The 17,253-nt window shown below is 64.3% G+C and carries 18 protein-coding genes; 10 read left to right on the forward strand and 8 right to left on the reverse strand.

Annotated elements, in window-relative coordinates:
• From sdhD to ACZ52D_RS04850, 7 genes are all read right to left on the reverse strand, one after another.
• Entirely contained in the window at nucleotides 1-372 is a 372-nt protein-coding gene (gene sdhD / locus ACZ52D_RS04820) for a succinate dehydrogenase, hydrophobic membrane anchor protein (RefSeq protein WP_222456282.1), read from the reverse strand.
• Between the two features lie 12 nt (nucleotides 373-384).
• Nucleotides 385-774 carry a succinate dehydrogenase, cytochrome b556 subunit gene (gene sdhC / locus ACZ52D_RS04825; RefSeq protein WP_222456283.1) on the reverse strand — a complete coding sequence of 130 codons (390 nt, stop codon included), beginning with the start codon at nucleotides 772-774 and terminating at the stop codon, nucleotides 385-387.
• 174 nt (nucleotides 775-948) lie between these two features.
• On the reverse strand, nucleotides 949-1,668 hold the full coding sequence (locus ACZ52D_RS04830) for a DUF1194 domain-containing protein (RefSeq protein WP_464442737.1): 720 nt from the start codon (nucleotides 1,666-1,668) through the stop codon (nucleotides 949-951).
• A 104-nt stretch (nucleotides 1,669-1,772) separates the two neighbouring features.
• Nucleotides 1,773-2,804 carry a MaoC family dehydratase gene (locus ACZ52D_RS04835; protein ID WP_464442738.1) on the reverse strand — a complete coding sequence of 344 codons (1,032 nt, stop codon included), beginning with the start codon at nucleotides 2,802-2,804 and terminating at the stop codon, nucleotides 1,773-1,775.
• The gene (locus ACZ52D_RS04840; RefSeq protein ID WP_222456286.1) at nucleotides 2,804-3,007 is read right to left on the reverse strand and encodes a DUF1737 domain-containing protein; all 204 of its coding nucleotides are present in this window, start codon (nucleotides 3,005-3,007) and stop codon (nucleotides 2,804-2,806) included. The genes ACZ52D_RS04835 and ACZ52D_RS04840 overlap by 1 nt, the downstream gene beginning before the upstream one ends.
• 4 nt (nucleotides 3,008-3,011) lie before the next feature.
• Nucleotides 3,012-3,560, reverse strand: coding sequence for an NnrU family protein (locus tag ACZ52D_RS04845; RefSeq protein WP_464442739.1), 549 nt, complete (start codon nucleotides 3,558-3,560; stop codon nucleotides 3,012-3,014).
• 34 nt (nucleotides 3,561-3,594) lie between these two features.
• Nucleotides 3,595-4,449: an HpcH/HpaI aldolase/citrate lyase family protein gene (locus tag ACZ52D_RS04850; protein WP_464442740.1), complete on the reverse strand. Its 855-nt coding sequence runs from the start codon at nucleotides 4,447-4,449 to the stop codon at nucleotides 3,595-3,597.
• Nucleotides 4,450-4,798: 349 nt separating this feature from the next.
• Here ACZ52D_RS04850 and ACZ52D_RS04855 point away from each other — a divergent pair, with 349 nt between their 5' ends.
• Nucleotides 4,799-5,113 carry a hypothetical protein gene (locus ACZ52D_RS04855; protein ID WP_369928534.1) on the forward strand — a complete coding sequence of 105 codons (315 nt, stop codon included), beginning with the start codon at nucleotides 4,799-4,801 and terminating at the stop codon, nucleotides 5,111-5,113.
• Nucleotides 5,114-5,209: 96 nt separating this feature from the next.
• Here the strand turns inward: ACZ52D_RS04855 and ACZ52D_RS04860 are convergent, their stop codons facing one another.
• Complete coding sequence (locus ACZ52D_RS04860; RefSeq protein ID WP_464442741.1) at nucleotides 5,210-5,956, reverse strand: sulfite exporter TauE/SafE family protein; 747 nt, start codon at nucleotides 5,954-5,956, stop codon at nucleotides 5,210-5,212.
• Between the two features lie 164 nt (nucleotides 5,957-6,120).
• Here ACZ52D_RS04860 and mdh point away from each other — a divergent pair, with 164 nt between their 5' ends.
• From mdh to ACZ52D_RS04905, 9 genes are all read left to right on the forward strand, one after another.
• Nucleotides 6,121-7,083, forward strand: coding sequence for a malate dehydrogenase (gene mdh / locus ACZ52D_RS04865; RefSeq protein WP_222456291.1), 963 nt, complete (start codon nucleotides 6,121-6,123; stop codon nucleotides 7,081-7,083).
• A 394-nt stretch (nucleotides 7,084-7,477) separates the two neighbouring features.
• Nucleotides 7,478-8,671, forward strand: a complete 1,194-nt coding sequence (gene sucC, locus ACZ52D_RS04870) for an ADP-forming succinate--CoA ligase subunit beta (RefSeq protein WP_464442742.1) — start codon at nucleotides 7,478-7,480, stop codon at nucleotides 8,669-8,671.
• Nucleotides 8,672-8,756: 85 nt separating this feature from the next.
• Nucleotides 8,757-9,641 (forward strand): succinate--CoA ligase subunit alpha, encoded by an 885-nt coding sequence (gene sucD, locus ACZ52D_RS04875; protein WP_222456293.1) that lies wholly within the window; start codon nucleotides 8,757-8,759, stop codon nucleotides 9,639-9,641.
• A gap of 260 nt (nucleotides 9,642-9,901) precedes the next feature.
• Nucleotides 9,902-12,853: a 2-oxoglutarate dehydrogenase E1 component gene (locus tag ACZ52D_RS04880; protein ID WP_369928529.1), complete on the forward strand. Its 2,952-nt coding sequence runs from the start codon at nucleotides 9,902-9,904 to the stop codon at nucleotides 12,851-12,853.
• 13 nt (nucleotides 12,854-12,866) lie between these two features.
• Nucleotides 12,867-14,405 carry a 2-oxoglutarate dehydrogenase complex dihydrolipoyllysine-residue succinyltransferase gene (gene odhB / locus ACZ52D_RS04885; RefSeq protein ID WP_464442743.1) on the forward strand — a complete coding sequence of 513 codons (1,539 nt, stop codon included), beginning with the start codon at nucleotides 12,867-12,869 and terminating at the stop codon, nucleotides 14,403-14,405.
• 70 nt (nucleotides 14,406-14,475) lie between these two features.
• Complete coding sequence (locus ACZ52D_RS04890; RefSeq protein WP_369928525.1) at nucleotides 14,476-14,745, forward strand: hypothetical protein; 270 nt, start codon at nucleotides 14,476-14,478, stop codon at nucleotides 14,743-14,745.
• Nucleotides 14,742-15,152: an MAPEG family protein gene (locus ACZ52D_RS04895; RefSeq protein ID WP_464442744.1), complete on the forward strand. Its 411-nt coding sequence runs from the start codon at nucleotides 14,742-14,744 to the stop codon at nucleotides 15,150-15,152. Before ACZ52D_RS04890 ends, ACZ52D_RS04895 begins: the two co-directional genes overlap by 4 nt.
• Nucleotides 15,153-15,244: 92 nt before the next feature.
• Complete coding sequence (lpdA, locus tag ACZ52D_RS04900; RefSeq protein ID WP_417475630.1) at nucleotides 15,245-16,636, forward strand: dihydrolipoyl dehydrogenase; 1,392 nt, start codon at nucleotides 15,245-15,247, stop codon at nucleotides 16,634-16,636.
• 51 nt (nucleotides 16,637-16,687) lie between these two features.
• Entirely contained in the window at nucleotides 16,688-17,218 is a 531-nt protein-coding gene (locus ACZ52D_RS04905) for a hypothetical protein (protein WP_464442745.1), read from the forward strand.
• The last annotated feature ends 35 nt before the right edge of the window (nucleotides 17,219-17,253 follow it).

The following is a 17,253-nucleotide window of genomic DNA, read 5'->3' on the forward strand; positions in this document are numbered from 1 at the left end:
TCAGAGGGCGAGTTTGACGAGGGCGAATAGGCCCGCCGCGATCAGCGTGTAGGTAAACGCCGCAACGGCAACCAGGGCCAGTTTCTGCGCCACGCCATGCACGTAATCTTCAATCGCTTCCTGCGCCTCGCGCAGCAGGTGCAACAGGATCACCACCAGGCTCAGGCCCAGGATGATCGCCGGAATCGGACGGCTGAAATAGGCCAGCACCTCTTCATGGCTGCCGCCCAGCGCGCTGCCGAAAATGAAGATGAACAGCGGTACCAGCGGCACCAGCAGAATGGAGCTGACAATCATCTGCCAGTGGTGATGGGTGCCAGTGCCCCCGGCGCCCAGGCCCTGAGCGCGTTTACGGTCCGTCAGAAATTGCATGTGAAGCCCCCCTTACACGACCAGAATGGTCAGAACCGCCAGCACGGTGGCGCCGATGAACATGCCCATGCCCATCTTTTCGGAAATCGCAACTTCCAGGCAGTAGCCGAAGTCCCAGATCACGTGACGCAGGCGGCCCAGCATGTGGTACCACAGCGCCCAGGCCCCTCCGAGCATCAGCAGGTCACCTAGCCAGCTGCGCAAGAGCCCGTCGATGAAGGCAAAGGCGGAGTCGGATGTTGCGGCGGCCAGCAGCCACCAAACCACCAGCACGGCCAGGATCAGTGCCGCGATGGCTGTAATACGAACCATGATCGAAGAGATGGAGGTCATCTGCGGCCGGTAATATGGCCCGATCATGAATGGCGAAAGCGGGCGGTTGCCCCGATTGACATCGGCCATGTTGGCTCCTTTCCGGTTGGCTGACGACGTTTTAGCCGATTTTCACGGCATGTCACCCGAAGGAAGGATTAAAACACGCCGGAAATCGCGCCGGTGACGCGAAAAGACCACGCGTTGTGATCACACAAAATATTTAGTGATCACAAATCGCCTGTTTGGATATTATTTGCAGAATCAGCGGCCGAATTGCAAATCACTGCAAAGGCAGGCAGCGGTCGGATCAGCCGGCGTCAGCGCCGCGGTCTGCTGGGCGACCTCTCGCACCAGCTTCTTTCGGATCCGGGCCGGGTAATCGGCAAAGCTGGCGGCTGTGACCACAAATGCCCCCTCGCCCCGGATCACGTTCTCGAAGAAGTAGGCGGTCAGCCCCGGCTCGCTCTGCTCGATGGCGATGGCATTCACGGTGACGCCCGCCGCCGCCAGCGGCCCATGCGCCGCGCGCGGCTCCACGCCCTCGTTGGAGAAGCCGTCACCGGAAATGTCGATCACCCGGCGGCGACAGTCCGGCACCGCCGCGAACTGCTCCAGCGCCAGGAACAGCGCCTCCCCCACCGCTGTGGAATAATTGCGCCAGGGCCGCGGCGCGGTCTCGATCCGCTGCGCCAGGGCTTCGACATCCGCAAAGCTGCGCAGCTGCGCCCAGCCCAGGGACACTTCCTGCCGCGACCGGCCGGACCATTGCACCAGCGAAACCTGCGCACGCGCCCGCACCAGGGCTTCCGAGACCACCCCATCGCGCAGGCCCGCCGCCAGTCCGTCCATCTGGATCCGGTATTCCTTCGCATCGACCGAGCCGGAGACATCCACCGCCAGCACCAACGCAAGGTCACAGGCAAGGGCCCGTGACGGCCCCTGAAGCCCCAGCAGCAATACGACTAGCAGCACGATGCGCATGCCCCAGCCTAACCGTCACCACGCCGCCGGGTCACGCCTTTTCACCTGTCCCCTCGCCGCTCAGGCAACCCAAGCGCGGCAAGGAAGGGGCAACGGCCCGCGTGTCACTTCGGCATCAAGGCCCAGTAGTCCAGGTCCAGCAGCACGCCGGGCAGGTATTTGCCGTCGTCACCCTTCAGCTCAAACGGTGCGCCGCCCGCGGTCGCCACCAGCCGCAGCCGGATCGCGCCGACACCCGGCGCGGCCGTCTCGGCCTTGTCCAGAACTTCGGACCAGGCCCGCACCGTCATCCCCGCAAGGCACGGGTTGGCATGGGCGCCGCCGTTCAGCCCGACGATCATCTGCGCATTGGCCAGCCCGTTAAAGCTCAGCGCCCGCGCCATCGAGATCACATGCCCGCCATAAATCAGCCGGGTCCCGTCGGGGCGCGCGGTAGTGTCGAAATGCACCTTGGCAGTGTTCTGCCACAGGCGCGTGGCCAGCATATGCTCGGCCTCCTCGATGGTGACACCATCGACATGGTCAATGGTCTCGCCCACCTCATAGTCGCCCCAGCGGTGCGGCTCGCCCGCCAGGGTGAAATCGTAATTGCTGAAATCCAGCCTCGCCGGGACCGCCAGCCGGTCGGCCGGGATCGCCTTGGTCAATTCGGGGATCACCGTCTCGGGCGCCGGCGCTTCGGGGTCGCGTTTGCGCACCATCACCCAGCGCACGTATTCCAGCACACATTCGTCGCGCTGGTTCAACCCGCGGGTGCGCACATAGACCACGCCCGACTTGCCGCTGGAGTTCTGCTTCAGCCCGATCACCTCGGATTCGGCGCGCAGCGTGTCGCCGGGATAGACCGGCAGCAACCAGCGCCCCTCGGCATAGCCGAGGTTCGCCAGCGCGTTCAGGCTGATGTCCGGCACCGTCTTGCCGAACACCAGATGGAAGGCCGCCAGATCATCCAGCGGCGCCGAAGGCAGACCAGCCGCGCGCGCGAACTCATCCGAGGAATAGAGCGCATGACGCGCCGGGTAGAGCGCGTGATACAGCGCCCGCTCGCCGCCCGATACCGTGCGCGGCACCGCGTGGGCGATCACCTCGCCAACGGTATAATCCTCGAAAAAGCGGCCCGGGTTGGTCTTGGCCATCAGTGTTCTCCCAGTTTGGTCTCAGGGGTGTAGGTGCCGTCGACGACCTTCACCACCGCCTGACCGCAGCGCATGACGCCCTTCACGGGATCAAAGGCCTGGGTCGGGCTGCCGTGCAGCTCCCAGCCCTTGTTCAGCGCATCAGTCACCTTGTGGCAAAAGGCGGACGTGTCGTCTTCAGACAGAAATCGGTACAGTTTCATGGTGTTATCCTCCAAAGGGCGATGGCCCGACCATCCCGTGGACGTAGCCGATCACCCCCAGCAGCACAATCGAGCCGCCAAGGAACATGGCATCCTTGGCCAGGCTGCCCTTGGGGCCGGGCTGCCACTCGGGCTGCGAGCGGTTGATGACGATCACCTCTGCCACCGCCCAGGCCAGCAGACCGCCGAACAGCACAAAGGACGCCAGGTCCCAGTTCACCAAAAGATGCGCCAGTGCCCACAGCTTGATCCCTGCCAGCATCGGATGGCGCATGCCATGCAGCAGCGCGCCCTTTTTCGGTGCCGGGCTCATCAGGAAGATGGCGACCAGCACCAGCAGGTTGTTGATATGGCGCAGCACCGGCGGCACCGCCGCGATGTCGTAATACTCGGCACTGCGGTAGCCGATCACCATCAGCACCACCGACAGCAGCAACACCAGCGCCACAAGCGGCCGCCCCTTGCTGCCCAGCGCGGCGCGCATGTCCGGGGCCAGCCGCTTGAACAGATGCGCGCCCCACCACAGCAAAAGTCCCAGAATCAGTAACGCCATGCCGGCCTCCCTCAGATGTTAATTCGATTAACACCTATTCGGAAAGCGCGGCGATTGCATCCGCTTTTGCAAGAATTTCGCGTGCCGTCGCCACATGCAGGTTCTCGACGATCTTACCGTCCACCACGGCGACGCCCTGCCCCTCGGCTTCCGCCGCCTCGAACGCCGCGATCTGGCGCTGCGCGAGATCAATCTCCGCCTCCGACGGCGCGAAGGCGGCATTCGCGATCTCCACCTGCGCCGGGTGGATCAGCGTCTTGCCGTCAAAGCCCATGTCGCGGCCCTGCTCGCATTCCGCGGCCAGCCCCTCGGCGTCCTTGAAGGCGTTGTAGACACCGTCGACGATCACCACGCCCTCGGCCTTGGCCGCCAGCAGGCACAGGCCCAGACCCGCCATCATCGGCAGCCGGTCGGCGCGATAGCGGCATTGCAGCTCCTTGGCGAGGTCATTGGTGCCCATCACCATGCCCTGAAGCCTGGGGTGCGCTGCGATCGCCGGTGCGTTCAGCATGCCGCGCGGCGTTTCCATCATCGCCCACAGCGGCATATCCCCGGTGATCTCCGCCAGCGCGTCCAGATCTGCCGGGCTGTCCACCTTGGGCAGCAACACCGCGTCGCAGTCCATCTGCGCCGCCGCCGCGGCATCGGCGCGGCCCCAATCTGTGTCCAACCCGTTGATCCGCACGATCTTCATACGCGCACCGTAGCCGCCCGCCGCCAGCGCCTCGGCCAGGGTCGCGCGCGCATTCTCTTTTTCCTCGGGCGAGACCGCGTCCTCGAGATCAAAGATCACCGCATCCACCGGCAGCTGCCGCGCCTTATCCAAGGCCCGCAGCTTGGAACCGGGGATATATAAAACCGAACGATACGGGCGGGTGCGCGGGTCCATCACGAGCCTCCAGAAGTTATTTTATTGCGCAAACGGCTACAGATTCGGTTGCAACCTTTCAAGGGGAATTTTGCCGCAGCGCAGAAACGCGCCAAGTGAATGACGCCCAATATTTTGAAAAAAATGTGAAATTACCGGGTACGCGCCATTAACCACTTGTCAGCACCTGCCCGGCACAGTGTAAGGTACCACGGCACCGGACCCAGGCCGCCATCTCCGGCCGCGCCCGACGCCAGCAGGCATGGGGCCTGCACCTGCAACTTCGTCACTCACCGGCCCACCCAGGGACGCCGGGGGCAGCGTTTCGCCGCCCCGCCCTGTCCGGCCGTTCCGGAAAGGGTAAAACAGTATGAAACCGACATTTCCTGCACTGACGGCCGCCTGCGCGGTGCTGACCCTGGCGGCCGCCCCGGCGATGGCTCAGGGGCGCAACTGCGCCCCCCGCGACATGGTCGTGAAACGCCTGGCCGAGAAATACGGCGAAAGTCGCCAGAGCATCGGCATGGGCCAGCAGGGCGCGGTCATGGAGACCTTCGCCTCGGGCGAGACCGGCAGCTGGACCATCACCGTGACCACGCCGAACGGGATGACCTGCCTGGTGGCCTCGGGCCAAGCCTACGAAACCCTCGCCGAGGCGCTGCCGCAATCCGGCGACGACGCCTGATCCGAGTGCCCGCGTCACCGCCCCGCGGCGGTGGTCCTCCCCGCGTCACTGTGCTGAGGTCAGGGATGCTGCAGCGGACCGAGGCTGTCGCCGGTGTCAGACAAACCCGTCCCAGATCAGCTTGATCCCGGTGATGGTCAGCAACACGTAGGTCAGCCCGAAGAACCAGCGCTCGGGGATCCGGTGATGCAGCCATACCCCCAGCGCAGCGCCCCCGAGGGCAAAGGGCACCAGCATCAGATCCAGCAGCAATGTTTCACGTGTGAACAGCCCCAGCCCCGCATAGGGCACGGCCTTGGCCAGGTTGATCGCCCAGAAGATCAGCACCGTGCTGGCCTGAAACTCTGTTTTCCGCAATCCAAGGCTGAGCAGGTAGACCGCCGCCGGCGGCCCTCCGGCATGGCTGACAAAGCTGGTGAAGCCAACAACCAGCCCCGCCAGCGCCCCTGCGGCACGGCCCAGCGGGCGCGCGGCGACCACTGGCCAGCCCAGCTTGGCGCGCAGCTGCCACAGCACGAAACCGACCGATACCGCACCAATCAGCACCCGCATCACATCCGCGTCCACCGCGCTGTACAGCCACGCCCCCAGCGCCACACCGGGCAGACCGCCCGCGATCAACAGTAGCGATGCGCGCAGGTTCCAGCGCCCCCAATAGGGTTTCAGCGACACCAGGTCGATCAGCATCAGCAGGGGCAGCATCAGCGCCAGCGCCATGCCCGGCTCCAGCACCAGCGCCAGAATCGCCGAGGATGCAAAGGCCGCACCCGACCCGAAGCCACTTTTGGACACGCCCGCAAACAGAACCGCCGGAACCGCAAAGGCGAATATCGTGACATCCATCACCGGGCTGCCCTCTTTGAAATCCTTTTGTCCAACAGCCTTAGCCGCAAAATTTCGGCATACACAAGTATGCCAAACACAATGCCGCAGCGCAGAAGACTTGCACCAAGGGGCGATTGGACGTAGGCATCAGGAAATTTCAACCGGACCGGAGACTTTTCCCAATGGCACGACCCAAAATCGCCCTTATCGGCGCAGGTCAGATCGGCGGCACCCTCGCGCATCTCGCAGCTCTCAAGGAACTTGGTGACGTCGTTCTCTTCGACATCGCCGAAGGTATCCCCGAAGGCAAGGCGCTGGACATCGCAGAATCCGGTCCCTCGGAAGGCTTCGACGCCTCCCTCAAGGGCACCCAGTCCTACGAGGACATCGCAGGCGCCGATGTCTGCATCGTCACCGCAGGCGTGCCGCGCAAGCCGGGCATGAGCCGCGATGACCTGCTGGGCATCAACCTGAAGGTGATGAAATCCGTTGGCGAAGGCATCCGCGACCACGCGCCCAACGCCTTCGTGATCTGCATCACCAACCCGCTGGACGCGATGGTCTGGGCTCTGCAGCAGTTCTCGGGCCTGCCCACGAACAAGGTCTGCGGCATGGCCGGTGTGCTGGACAGCGCCCGCTTCCGCCACTTCCTGGCCGAAGAGTTCAACGTCTCCATGAAAGACGTCACCGCTTTCGTTCTGGGCGGCCATGGCGACACCATGGTGCCGTCCGTGCGCTACTCCACCGTGGCCGGCATCCCGCTGCCCGACCTGGTCAAGATGGGCTGGACCAGCCAGGAGAAACTGGACGCCATCGTTCAGCGTACCCGTGATGGCGGCGCCGAGATCGTCGGCCTGCTGAAAACCGGTTCCGCCTTCTACGCTCCGGCAACCGCAGCGATCGAGATGGCCGAAGCGTTCCTCAAGGATCAGAAGCGCGTGCTGCCCTGCGCGGCCTATTGCAACGGCGAGCTGGGCGTGAAGGACATGTATGTGGGCGTGCCCACCGTGATCGGCGCCGGCGGCATCGAGAAGATCGTGAACATCCAGCTGACCGAAGAAGAGCAGTCCATGTTCGACAACTCGGTCAACGCGGTGAAGGGTCTGGTCGACGCCTGCAAGGGCATCGACAACTCGCTGGCGTAATCACGCCCACCTTTTTTCTAAGACTTTCGCAAAGGCCCGGTTCTCCGGGCCTTTCGTAATTCAGGGCCTGTGGCCCCAGCTGCCGATGCTGCTCCGCTTCCTCGACCGGCGGACTTTGCCCCAGGCACGGCGCCCGCGTCCCCACTGATGCCCGTCGCACGGCATTTCACACCAAACACCGCAGATCGCCCGCCGCTGGAGGATCTTCAAGATTCGTTCCGCAAGCTGCGCAGCGTGCGGCAAGCCTATTTGTGATCACACGCGCAAAAACTGTGATCACAAAAGTGAAAAATCTTCGGCATTTCCCCGCGCCCCGTCAAAAAAGCCTTTAACACTTGGCCCTAAGACAGCCTATAAATCGACAGATAATTGCAGCCAGACGGGACCGTTTCACATGAACATCCACGAATATCAGGCCAAAGCCCTTCTTCGCAGCTATGGCGCGCCAGTGTCCGACGGGCGCGTGGTACTGAAAGCCGAAGAGGCCAAGACCGCAGCCGGTGAACTGGACGGCCCGCTCTGGGTCGTCAAAGCCCAGATCCATGCGGGCGGCCGCGGCAAGGGCTCCTTCAAGGAGGCAGATGCCGGCGAAAAAGGCGGCGTGCGCCTGACCAAGTCGGTGGAAGAAGCCGCCGAAGAAGCCAAGAAGATGCTGGGCCGCACCCTGGTCACCCATCAGACCGGCCCCGCAGGCAAGCAGGTGAACCGCATCTACATCGAGGCCGGTTCCGGTATCAAAACCGAACTGTACCTGGCGCTGCTGGTCGACCGTCAGACCTCGCGCATCTCCTTCGTCTGCTCGACCGAGGGCGGCATGGACATCGAGGAAGTGGCCGAAGCCACCCCCGAGAAGATCCTGTCCTTCTCCGTTGACCCGGCCACCGGCTACCAGCCCTACCACGGCCGCCGCATCGCGTTTTCGCTGGGCCTGCAGGGCGCGCAGATCAAGCAGTGCGTCAAGCTGATGGGCCAGCTCTACAAAGCCTTCGTCGAGAAGGACATGGAGATGCTGGAGATCAACCCGCTGATCATCGGCGACGACGGCAACCTCAAGGTGCTGGACGCCAAGATCGGCTTCGACGGCAACGCGGTCTACCGCCACGCCGACATCGCCGAGCTGCGCGACACCACCGAGGAAGACCCGAAAGAGCTGGAAGCCTCCAAGTACGACCTGAACTACATCGCGCTGGACGGTGAGATCGGCTGCATGGTGAACGGCGCGGGTCTGGCGATGGCCACCATGGACATCATCAAGCTCTACGGCGCCGAGCCCGCGAACTTCCTCGACGTTGGTGGCGGCGCCACCAAGGAGAAAGTGACCGAGGCGTTCAAGATCATCACCTCTGACCCGAACGTCAAAGGCATCCTGGTCAACATCTTCGGCGGCATCATGCGCTGTGACGTGATCGCCGAGGGCGTGGTCGCCGCGGTGAAGGAAGTCGGCCTGAAGGTGCCGCTGGTTGTCCGTCTCGAGGGCACCAACGTCGAGCAGGGCAAGGAGATCATCAACAACTCCGGTCTGGACGTGATCGCAGCCGACAACCTGTCCGACGGTGCCGAGAAGATCGTCAAAGCGGTCAAAGGCTAATCCCGATTTTCCGTGGGATGGGCTGCGGCCCGTCTTTCCGTAGAATTCTGGCAGGCTGCGCCTGCCTAAAACAGGAGAACGCCAAATGGCAGTCCTCATCGACGAAAACACCAAGGTCATCTGTCAGGGCTTCACCGGCTCGCAGGGCACCTTCCACTCCGAACAGGCGATCGCCTATGGCACCAAAATGGTCGGCGGCGTCACCCCCGGCAAAGGTGGCCAGACCCACCTGAACCTGCCGGTCTTCAACTCGGTGCATGAAGCCAAGCACGTGACCGAGGCCAACGCCTCTGTCATCTACGTGCCGCCGCCGTTTGCCGCCGATTCCATCCTCGAGGCGATCGACGCCGAGATGGAGCTGATCGTTTGCATCACCGAAGGCATCCCGGTTCTGGACATGATGAAGGTGAAGCGCGCGCTGGAAGGCTCCAAGTCCCGCCTGATCGGCCCGAACTGCCCCGGCGTCATCACGCCCGACGCCTGCAAGATCGGCATCATGCCCGGCCACATCCACAAGCGCGGCTCGGTCGGCGTTGTGTCCCGCTCCGGCACCCTGACCTATGAGGCGGTGAAACAGACCGCCGACATCGGCCTGGGCCAGTCCACCGCCGTGGGCATCGGCGGCGACCCGATCAAGGGCACCGAGCACATCGACGTGCTGGACATGTTCCTGGACGACCCGGAAACCGAATCCATCATCATGATCGGTGAAATCGGCGGTTCCGCCGAAGAGGAAGCCGCGGAGTTCCTCGCCGAGCAGAAAAAGAAGGGCCGCTGGAAGCCGACCGCCGGTTTCATCGCCGGGCGCACCGCCCCTCCGGGCCGCCGCATGGGCCACGCAGGCGCGATCGTTGCCGGCGGCAAAGGCGGCGCCGAGGACAAGATCGAAGCGATGAAATCCGCAGGCATCGTTGTCGCTGACAGCCCGGCCGGTCTCGGCGAGGCCGTTCTGAAGGCGATCGGCAAGTAAAATGCCTTCGGCAGCACATCACGGCTGCATCCGGCGCCCGTCCTCGTGGCGGGCGCTGCTGATGCATCAGGCCCTGCTGTCGCTGGCCGCGATCCGGCGGCGCGCCTGCCGGACATGGGATACCGCTGTCGATGCGGCCTTCGCGGCCGCATCTGCTGTGCGATCCACACCGCACGTCACCATTTAGAAACCTGTGCAGGCCACCCTGCCCTGGTCCCGGCCTTACTGATTTACGGTCCCAACGCGCAAGAGGCACCCAAATGACCGACCAAAGCCCCAACGACCTCTTCCACGCCTCCTCCTTCATGCAGGGGCACAATGCGGAGTATCTGGAGCAGCTTTACGCTCAATACGCCAATGATCCGGGCGCGGTAGACGCCGCCTGGGCCGAGTTCTTCCGCCAGATGGGCGATGCCGAACTCGACGTTAAGGCAGAAGCCAACGGCCCGTCCTGGGCGCGTGGTGACTGGCCGCCCGCCCCGCAGGACGATCTGACCGGCGCGCTGACCGGCGAATGGCCGGCCCCGGAAGAGGCGCAGGGCGCAGGCAAGAAGATCAAGGAACAGGCCGCCAAGAAAGGCGTCGAGCTGACCGATGACCAGGTGCAGCGCGCGGTGCTGGATTCGATCCGCGCCCTGATGCTGATCCGCGCCTATCGCATCCGCGGCCACCTGGCCGCAGACCTCGACCCGCTGGGCATGCGTGCCGCCGCCAGCCACCCGGAGCTGGACCCCAAGACCTACGGCTTCACCGATGCCGACATGGACCGGCCGATCTTCATCGACAACGTGCTGGGGCTTCAGGTCGCCACCATGCGCCAGATCGTCGACATCGTGAAGCGCACCTACTGCGGCACCTTTGCCCTGCAGTACATGCACATCTCCGACCCCGAGCAATCCGCCTGGCTGAAGGAGCGGATCGAGGGCTATGACAAGGAGATCCGCTTCACCCGCGAGGGCCGCAAGGCGATCCTGAACAAGATGGTCGAGGCCGAGGGCTTCGAGAAGTTCCTGCACGTCAAATACACCGGCACCAAGCGTTTTGGCCTCGACGGCGGCGAAAGCCTGATCCCGGCGATGGAGCAGATCATCAAGCGCGGCGGCGCGCTGGGTGTGAAGGACATCGTGATCGGCATGCCGCACCGCGGTCGCCTCAACATCCTCGCCAACGTGATGCAGAAGCCCTACCGGGCGATCTTCAACGAATTCCAGGGCGGCAGCTTCAAGCCCGATGACGTGGACGGCTCCGGCGACGTGAAATACCACCTCGGCGCCTCCTCGGACCGCGAATTCGACGGCAACAAGGTGCACCTCAGCCTCACCGCCAACCCCTCGCACCTCGAGGCGGTGAACCCGGTGGTGCTGGGCAAGGTCCGCGCCAAGCAGGACCAGCTGAACGACGTCGACCGCACCCAGGTGCTGCCGATCCTGCTACACGGTGACGCTGCCTTTGCAGGTCAGGGCGTGGTGGCGGAATGCTTTGCGCTCTCGGGTCTGCGTGGCCACAAGACCGGCGGCACCATCCACATCGTGGTGAACAACCAGATCGGCTTCACCACCGCACCGCATTTCTCGCGCTCCTCGCCCTACCCGACCGACAACGCGCTGGTGGTCGAGGCCCCGATCTTCCACGTCAACGGTGACGACCCGGAAGCGGTGGTGCATGCCGCCAAGGTGGCCACCGAGTTCCGCCAGAAGTTCCACAAGGACGTGGTGCTGGACATCTTCTGCTACCGCCGCTTCGGTCACAACGAAGGCGACGAGCCGATGTTCACCAACCCCTTGATGTACAAGAAGATCAAGGGCCACAAGACGACGCTCAGCCTCTATACCGACCGGCTGGTGCGCGACGGGCTGATCCCCGAGGGCGAGATCGAGGACATGAAGGCCGCCTTCCAGGCGCACCTGAACGAGGAATTCGAGGCCGGCAAGGATTACAAGCCCAACAAGGCCGACTGGCTGGACGGCCGCTGGTCGCACCTCGACAAGCAGGACGCCGACTATCAGCGCGGCCGCACCGCGATCGAGCCGGACACGATGGCCGAGATCGGCAAGGCGCTCAGCGGCGTGCCGGAAGGCTTCCCGATGCACAAGACCGTCGGTCGTTTCCTGAACGCCCGCGCCAAGATGTTCGAAACCGGCGAGGGCTTTGACTGGGCCACCGGCGAAGCCCTGGCCTTCGGCTCGCTGCTGCTCGAAGGCTACCCGGTACGTCTCTCCGGTCAGGACGCCACCCGCGGCACCTTCTCGCAGCGCCATTCCGGCATCGTGAACCAGGAAACCGAGGAACGCTTCTACCCGCTCAACAACATCCGCGCAGGCCAGTCGCAGTTCGAGGTGATCGACTCGGCGCTGTCCGAATACGCGGTTCTGGGCTTCGAGTACGGCTACTCGCTGGCCGAGCCCAACGCGCTAACCCTGTGGGAAGCCCAGTTCGGTGACTTTGCCAACGGCGCGCAGATCATGTTCGACCAGTTCATCTCGTCGGGTGAATCGAAGTGGCTGCGGATGTCCGGCCTTGTCTGCCTGCTGCCGCATGGTTTCGAGGGCCAGGGCCCCGAGCACTCCTCGGCCCGCCTCGAGCGCTTCCTGCAGATGTGCGGCCAGGACAACTGGATCGTCGCCAACTGCACCACGCCCGCGAACTACTTCCACATCCTGCGCCGTCAGCTGCACCGCACCTTCCGCAAGCCGCTGATCCTGGTGACCCCGAAATCCCTGCTGCGCCACAAGCTGGCGGTTTCCAACGCCGAGGATTTCACCACCGGCTCCAGCTTCCACCGGGTGCTGTGGGACGACGCGCAAAAGGGCAACTCCGACACCCAGCTGGTGGCGGACGACAAGATCAAGCGCGTGGTGATGTGCTCGGGCAAGGTCTACTACGACCTGCTGGAAGAGCGCGATGCCCGCGGCATCGACGACATCTACCTGATGCGGATCGAGCAGTTCTACCCCTTCCCCGCGATCTCCATGGTGAAGGAGCTGGAACGCTTCAAGCAGGCGGAAATGATCTGGTGCCAGGAAGAGCCCAAGAACCAGGGCGCTTGGACCTTCATCGAGCCCAACATCGAATGGGTGCTGACCCGCATCGGCGCCAAGCACACGCGGCCCGTCTATGTCGGCCGCGCCACCTCGGCCTCGCCCGCAACCGGCCTGGCCAGCGAACACAAAGCCCAACAAGCAGCCCTCGTGAACGAAGCGCTGAGCATCTGAGGAAGACAGAGACATGACCACCGAAGTCCGCGTACCCACCCTGGGTGAATCCGTGACCGAGGCCACCGTGGCCACCTGGTTCAAGAAACCCGGCGACAGCGTCAGCGCCGATGAAATGCTCTGCGAGCTGGAAACCGACAAGGTGACGGTCGAAGTGCCCTCGCCCGCCTCCGGCACCCTCGGCGAAATCGTTGCAGCCGAAGGGGAAACCGTCGGCGTCGATGCGCTGCTGGCGACCCTGACCGAAGCCAACGGCGCCGCGGCGCCCGCCCCCGCCGGCGGCAGCTCCGACGCCAGCACCAAGAGCGCAGCCCCGGCCGCCGCACCCGCTGGCGACGGCGGCGCACCGGTGCCGGTCATGGTGCCCGCGCTCGGCGAGTCGGTCACCGAAGCCACCGTTTCGTCGTGGTTCAAGAAGGTCGGCGACACCGTCGCCCAGGACGAGATGCTCTGCGAGCTGGAAACCGACAAGGTCTCCGTCGAGGTTCCCGCGCCGACCGCCGGCGTGCTGACCGAGATCATGGCCGAGGAAGGCGCCACCGTGCAGGCCGCCTCGCAGCTGGGCGTGATCGCAGGCGGTGCCGCGGGTGCCGCTCCGGCCGCCCCCGCCGAAGGCCAGACCCCGGCCGCAGCGGACGCCGCCGCGGGCAAGGACGTGGCCAATGCGCCCTCCGCCGAGAAGGCGATGGCCGAAGCCGGCCTCAGCGCCGCCCAGGTCACCGGCACCGGTCGCGACGGCCGCATCATGAAGGAAGATGTCGCCGCTGCCATCGCCGCCGCCAAGTCGGCACCCGCCGCCGCGCCCGCCTCGACCCCGGCCCAGGTCCGCGCACCGGTTCCGGCCGATGACGCCGCCCGCGAAGAGCGGGTGAAGATGACCCGCCTGCGCCAGACCATCGCCAAGCGCCTGAAGGACAGCCAGAATACCGCGGCCATGCTGACCACCTACAACGAGGTGGACATGACCGAGGTGATGGAGCTGCGCAAACAGTACAAGGACCAGTTCGAGAAGAAGCACGGCGTGCGCCTCGGCTTCATGTCCTTCTTCACCAAGGCCTGCTGCCACGCGCTGAAGGAAGTGCCCGAGGTCAACGCCGAGATCGACGGCACCGACATCGTCTACAAGAACTTCGTGCACATGGGCGTCGCCGCCGGCACCCCGACCGGCCTGGTCGTTCCGGTCATCCGCGACGCGGATTCGATGTCCTTTGCCGAGATCGAAAAGGCGATCGCCGAGAAGGGCAAGCGCGCCCGGGAAGGCAAGCTGTCGATGGCGGAAATGCAGGGCGGCACCTTCACCATCTCCAACGGCGGTGTCTACGGCTCGCTGATGTCCTCGCCGATCCTGAACCCGCCGCAGTCGGGTATCCTCGGCATGCACAAGATCCAGGACCGCCCGGTGGCGATCAACGGCAAGGTTGAAATCCGCCCGATGATGTACCTGGCGCTGAGCTACGACCACCGCATCGTCGACGGCAAGGGCGCCGTGACCTTCTTGGTCCGCGTCAAGGAAGCGCTGGAAGACCCGCGCCGCCTGCTGATGGATCTGTAAGGCACACACCGCCACTCCGCATCGGGCCCATAAGCGGCCCGATGCACCGTCAAAGCATTGCGTGGGCTGGATGAGCTATCAACCCGAACCGGATCCTGAAAAGGAATACCCAAGGCTGTTCGCGCTTAAACACCGCGTGATCGCATGGAAGGCTCAGCGCCCGATAGCCTTTTGGTTCTGGGTCTGGATCGTCTGCACCGGCGCAACGCTGTTAGGATTCGTCGGCGGATCCGAACATCAAATGCAGCGTCCTTCGACCAAGCTGTTTGCACTCTATGCCGCCCTCGGCTGGATTTACCCGTTCTACCTATGGGTAAAAGCCCGGACACACCGCACATGACCCCCGAACTCACCGTCCTCACCCTTGCCGCGCTGCTGCAGGTCTTCCAGATCGCCCTCATGGCGGTCCCGGCCAACCTCGAGCTGAAGCCGGGCCAGACCCTCGGCCCGCGTGACCGCGACCGGCTGGGCAGCGACCTGCAGGACCAGGTCTCGCGCCGCACCGCGCGGCTGTGGCGGGCGATGAACAACCATTTCGAGGGGCTGATCCTGTTCACCATCGCCTGCGTCGTGGTCACACTGGCGCAGAAATCCTCGCCCCTCACCGCCGCCTGCGCCTGGCTCTACCTCGGTGCGCGCGTGCTCTACATTCCCGCCTATGCCTTTGGCTGGACGCCCTGGCGCAGCCTGATCTGGCTGGCCGGCTACCTCGCAACCGCGGCCATGCTGGCCGCCTGTCTCACTTGACCCTTCACCTTTGCCCATACACTCCGGGGGAGGCCCACAAGGGCCGGGGGCAGCGCCCCCTCCCCGCTCAACCCTAAAGGAGCACATGACACATGGCATCCTATGACGTGATCGTAATCGGCGCTGGCCCCGGCGGCTATGTCTGCGCCATCCGCTGCGCCCAGCTGGGCCTGAAAACCGCCATCGTGGAAGGCCGCGAAACCCTCGGCGGCACCTGCCTGAACGTGGGCTGCATCCCCTCCAAGGCGCTGTTGCACTCGACCCACCTGCTGCACGAGGCAGAGCACAACTTCGCCCATATGGGCCTCAAGGGCAAAAGCCCTTCGGTCGACTGGGACCAGATGAAGGCCTACAAGGACGAGGTCATCGGCCAGAACACCGGCGGTGTCGAGTTCCTGATGAAGAAGAACAAGATCGACTGGATCAAGGGCTGGGCCTCGATCCCCGAGGCCGGCAAGGTCAAGGTCGGCGACGATCTGCATGAGGCCAAGAACATCGTGATCGCCTCTGGCTCGGTGCCTGCCTCCATTCCCGGCGTCGAGATCGACGAAAAGATCGTGGTCTCCTCCACCGGCGCGCTGGAACTGCCGAAGATCCCGAAGAAGCTGGCCGTGATCGGCGCCGGCGTGATCGGGCTCGAGCTGGGCTCGGTCTATGCCCGCCTCGGCTCCGAGGTGACCGTGATCGAATACATGGACGCGGTCTGCCCCGGCATGGACAAGGACGTGCAGCGCAGCTTCAAGCGGATCCTGGAAAAGCAAGGCCTGAACTTCGTGATGGGCGCCGCCGTGCAGTCGGTGGAAACCTCCAAGACCAAGGCCAAGGTCAAGTACCAGCCCAAGAAGGGCGGCGACGAGGTGGTGCTGGACGCCGACGTGGTGCTGGTCGCCACCGGCCGCAAGCCCTATTCCGAGGGTCTGGGGCTGGACGCGCTTGGCGTCAAGTTGACCGAACGCGGCCAGATCGCCACCGACGACCGCTGGTCCACCAACGTCAAGGGCATCTACGCCATCGGCGACGTGATCGAAGGCCCGATGCTCGCCCACAAGGCCGAGGATGAGGGCATGGCGGTGGCCGAGGTCATCGCGGGCAAGCACGGTCACGTGAACTACAGCGTCATTCCCGGCGTCGTCTACACCACGCCCGAGGTGGCCACCGTCGGCCAGACCGAGGACGCGCTGAAGGCCGAGGGCAAGAAGGTCAAGGTCGGCAAGTTCATGTTCATGGGCAACGCCCGCGCCAAGGCCGTGGGCCAGGCCGAGGGCGGTTTCGTCAAGATCATCACCGACGCCGAAACCGACCGCATCCTGGGTGCAGCCATCATCGGCCCGGCGGCCGGCGACATGATCCACGAGCTGTGCGTTGCGATGGAATTCGGTGCCTCGGCCGAGGATGTGGCACTGACCTGCCACGCGCATCCGACCTATTCCGAAGCCGTGCGCGAAGCCGCACTGGCCTGCGGCGACGGCCCGATCCACAGCTGATCGAAACTGCCCGGCCCCAATGCGGGGCCGGGTCTTTGGCAGGACCAGCGATTGAAACTCAGAATATTGCTCACGGTATGTGCAGCCGGTCTCGCAGCAGGTTTGATGCTTGGCCGTATTCTGAAGCACGAACCCAGCCGCCCTGAACGCACTGTCCAGCTTTTCACAGACATTTGTGTGCCATTTTCGCGCGGTCAGCTCAGTGCGCCACCAGAAGGGCTGGGGCTGGTCAGGACTGACCTGTTGCCACGGGAGCGGCGATGGACAGATCCTGTTTCGGCAAGCTACCTCCTTCTGGATGAACACACCTGCTCCATTTCGACAAATGCGCCGAATGCGCTCACAAAAGCCGAAGGCGACGTGCTGGCCGCGGACATCGAGCAGGTTGTGGCCGTGGCTTTCCCGGAACTGGCCTTGGACCCAAAGGCAACCATGGGCGAGGATGTTCTGTTTCGGGCATGGATGACTGGGAAGGTGGCCTCGCCTCAGCGCTGGGGCGTATCCGTTTACATGTTTCCGGAATGGGGAGATGCCTCAGGTAGCCACGTGAGCCTCACACTCCCTCGCTCAAACCGCCAATAGGCAGCAAGTTACCGCTGCGATCTGAATCCATCTGT

The organism is Leisingera sp. S2M4 (assembly GCF_055398055.1).

Bases quoted from the DNA above. Each gene is read 5' to 3' on its own strand.
- sdhD (WP_222456282.1), bottom strand. From the start codon at position 372: ATGCAATTTCTGACGGACCGTAAACGCGCTCAGGGCCTGGGCGCCGGG.
- sdhC (WP_222456283.1), bottom strand. From the start codon at position 774: ATGGCCGATGTCAATCGGGGCAACCGCCCGCTTTCGCCATTCATGATC.
- ACZ52D_RS04830 (WP_464442737.1), bottom strand. From the start codon at position 1,668: ATGCGCATCGTGCTGCTAGTCGTATTGCTGCTGGGGCTTCAGGGGCCG.
- ACZ52D_RS04835 (WP_464442738.1), bottom strand. From the start codon at position 2,804: ATGGCCAAGACCAACCCGGGCCGCTTTTTCGAGGATTATACCGTTGGC.
- ACZ52D_RS04840 (WP_222456286.1), bottom strand. From the start codon at position 3,007: ATGAAACTGTACCGATTTCTGTCTGAAGACGACACGTCCGCCTTTTGC.
- ACZ52D_RS04845 (WP_464442739.1), bottom strand. From the start codon at position 3,560: ATGGCGTTACTGATTCTGGGACTTTTGCTGTGGTGGGGCGCGCATCTG.
- ACZ52D_RS04850 (WP_464442740.1), bottom strand. From the start codon at position 4,449: ATGGACCCGCGCACCCGCCCGTATCGTTCGGTTTTATATATCCCCGGT.
- ACZ52D_RS04855 (WP_369928534.1), top strand. From the start codon at position 4,799: ATGAAACCGACATTTCCTGCACTGACGGCCGCCTGCGCGGTGCTGACC.
- ACZ52D_RS04860 (WP_464442741.1), bottom strand. From the start codon at position 5,956: ATGGATGTCACGATATTCGCCTTTGCGGTTCCGGCGGTTCTGTTTGCG.
- mdh (WP_222456291.1), top strand. From the start codon at position 6,121: ATGGCACGACCCAAAATCGCCCTTATCGGCGCAGGTCAGATCGGCGGC.
- sucC (WP_464442742.1), top strand. From the start codon at position 7,478: ATGAACATCCACGAATATCAGGCCAAAGCCCTTCTTCGCAGCTATGGC.
- sucD (WP_222456293.1), top strand. From the start codon at position 8,757: ATGGCAGTCCTCATCGACGAAAACACCAAGGTCATCTGTCAGGGCTTC.
- ACZ52D_RS04880 (WP_369928529.1), top strand. From the start codon at position 9,902: ATGACCGACCAAAGCCCCAACGACCTCTTCCACGCCTCCTCCTTCATG.
- odhB (WP_464442743.1), top strand. From the start codon at position 12,867: ATGACCACCGAAGTCCGCGTACCCACCCTGGGTGAATCCGTGACCGAG.
- ACZ52D_RS04890 (WP_369928525.1), top strand. From the start codon at position 14,476: ATGAGCTATCAACCCGAACCGGATCCTGAAAAGGAATACCCAAGGCTG.
- ACZ52D_RS04895 (WP_464442744.1), top strand. From the start codon at position 14,742: ATGACCCCCGAACTCACCGTCCTCACCCTTGCCGCGCTGCTGCAGGTC.
- lpdA (WP_417475630.1), top strand. From the start codon at position 15,245: ATGGCATCCTATGACGTGATCGTAATCGGCGCTGGCCCCGGCGGCTAT.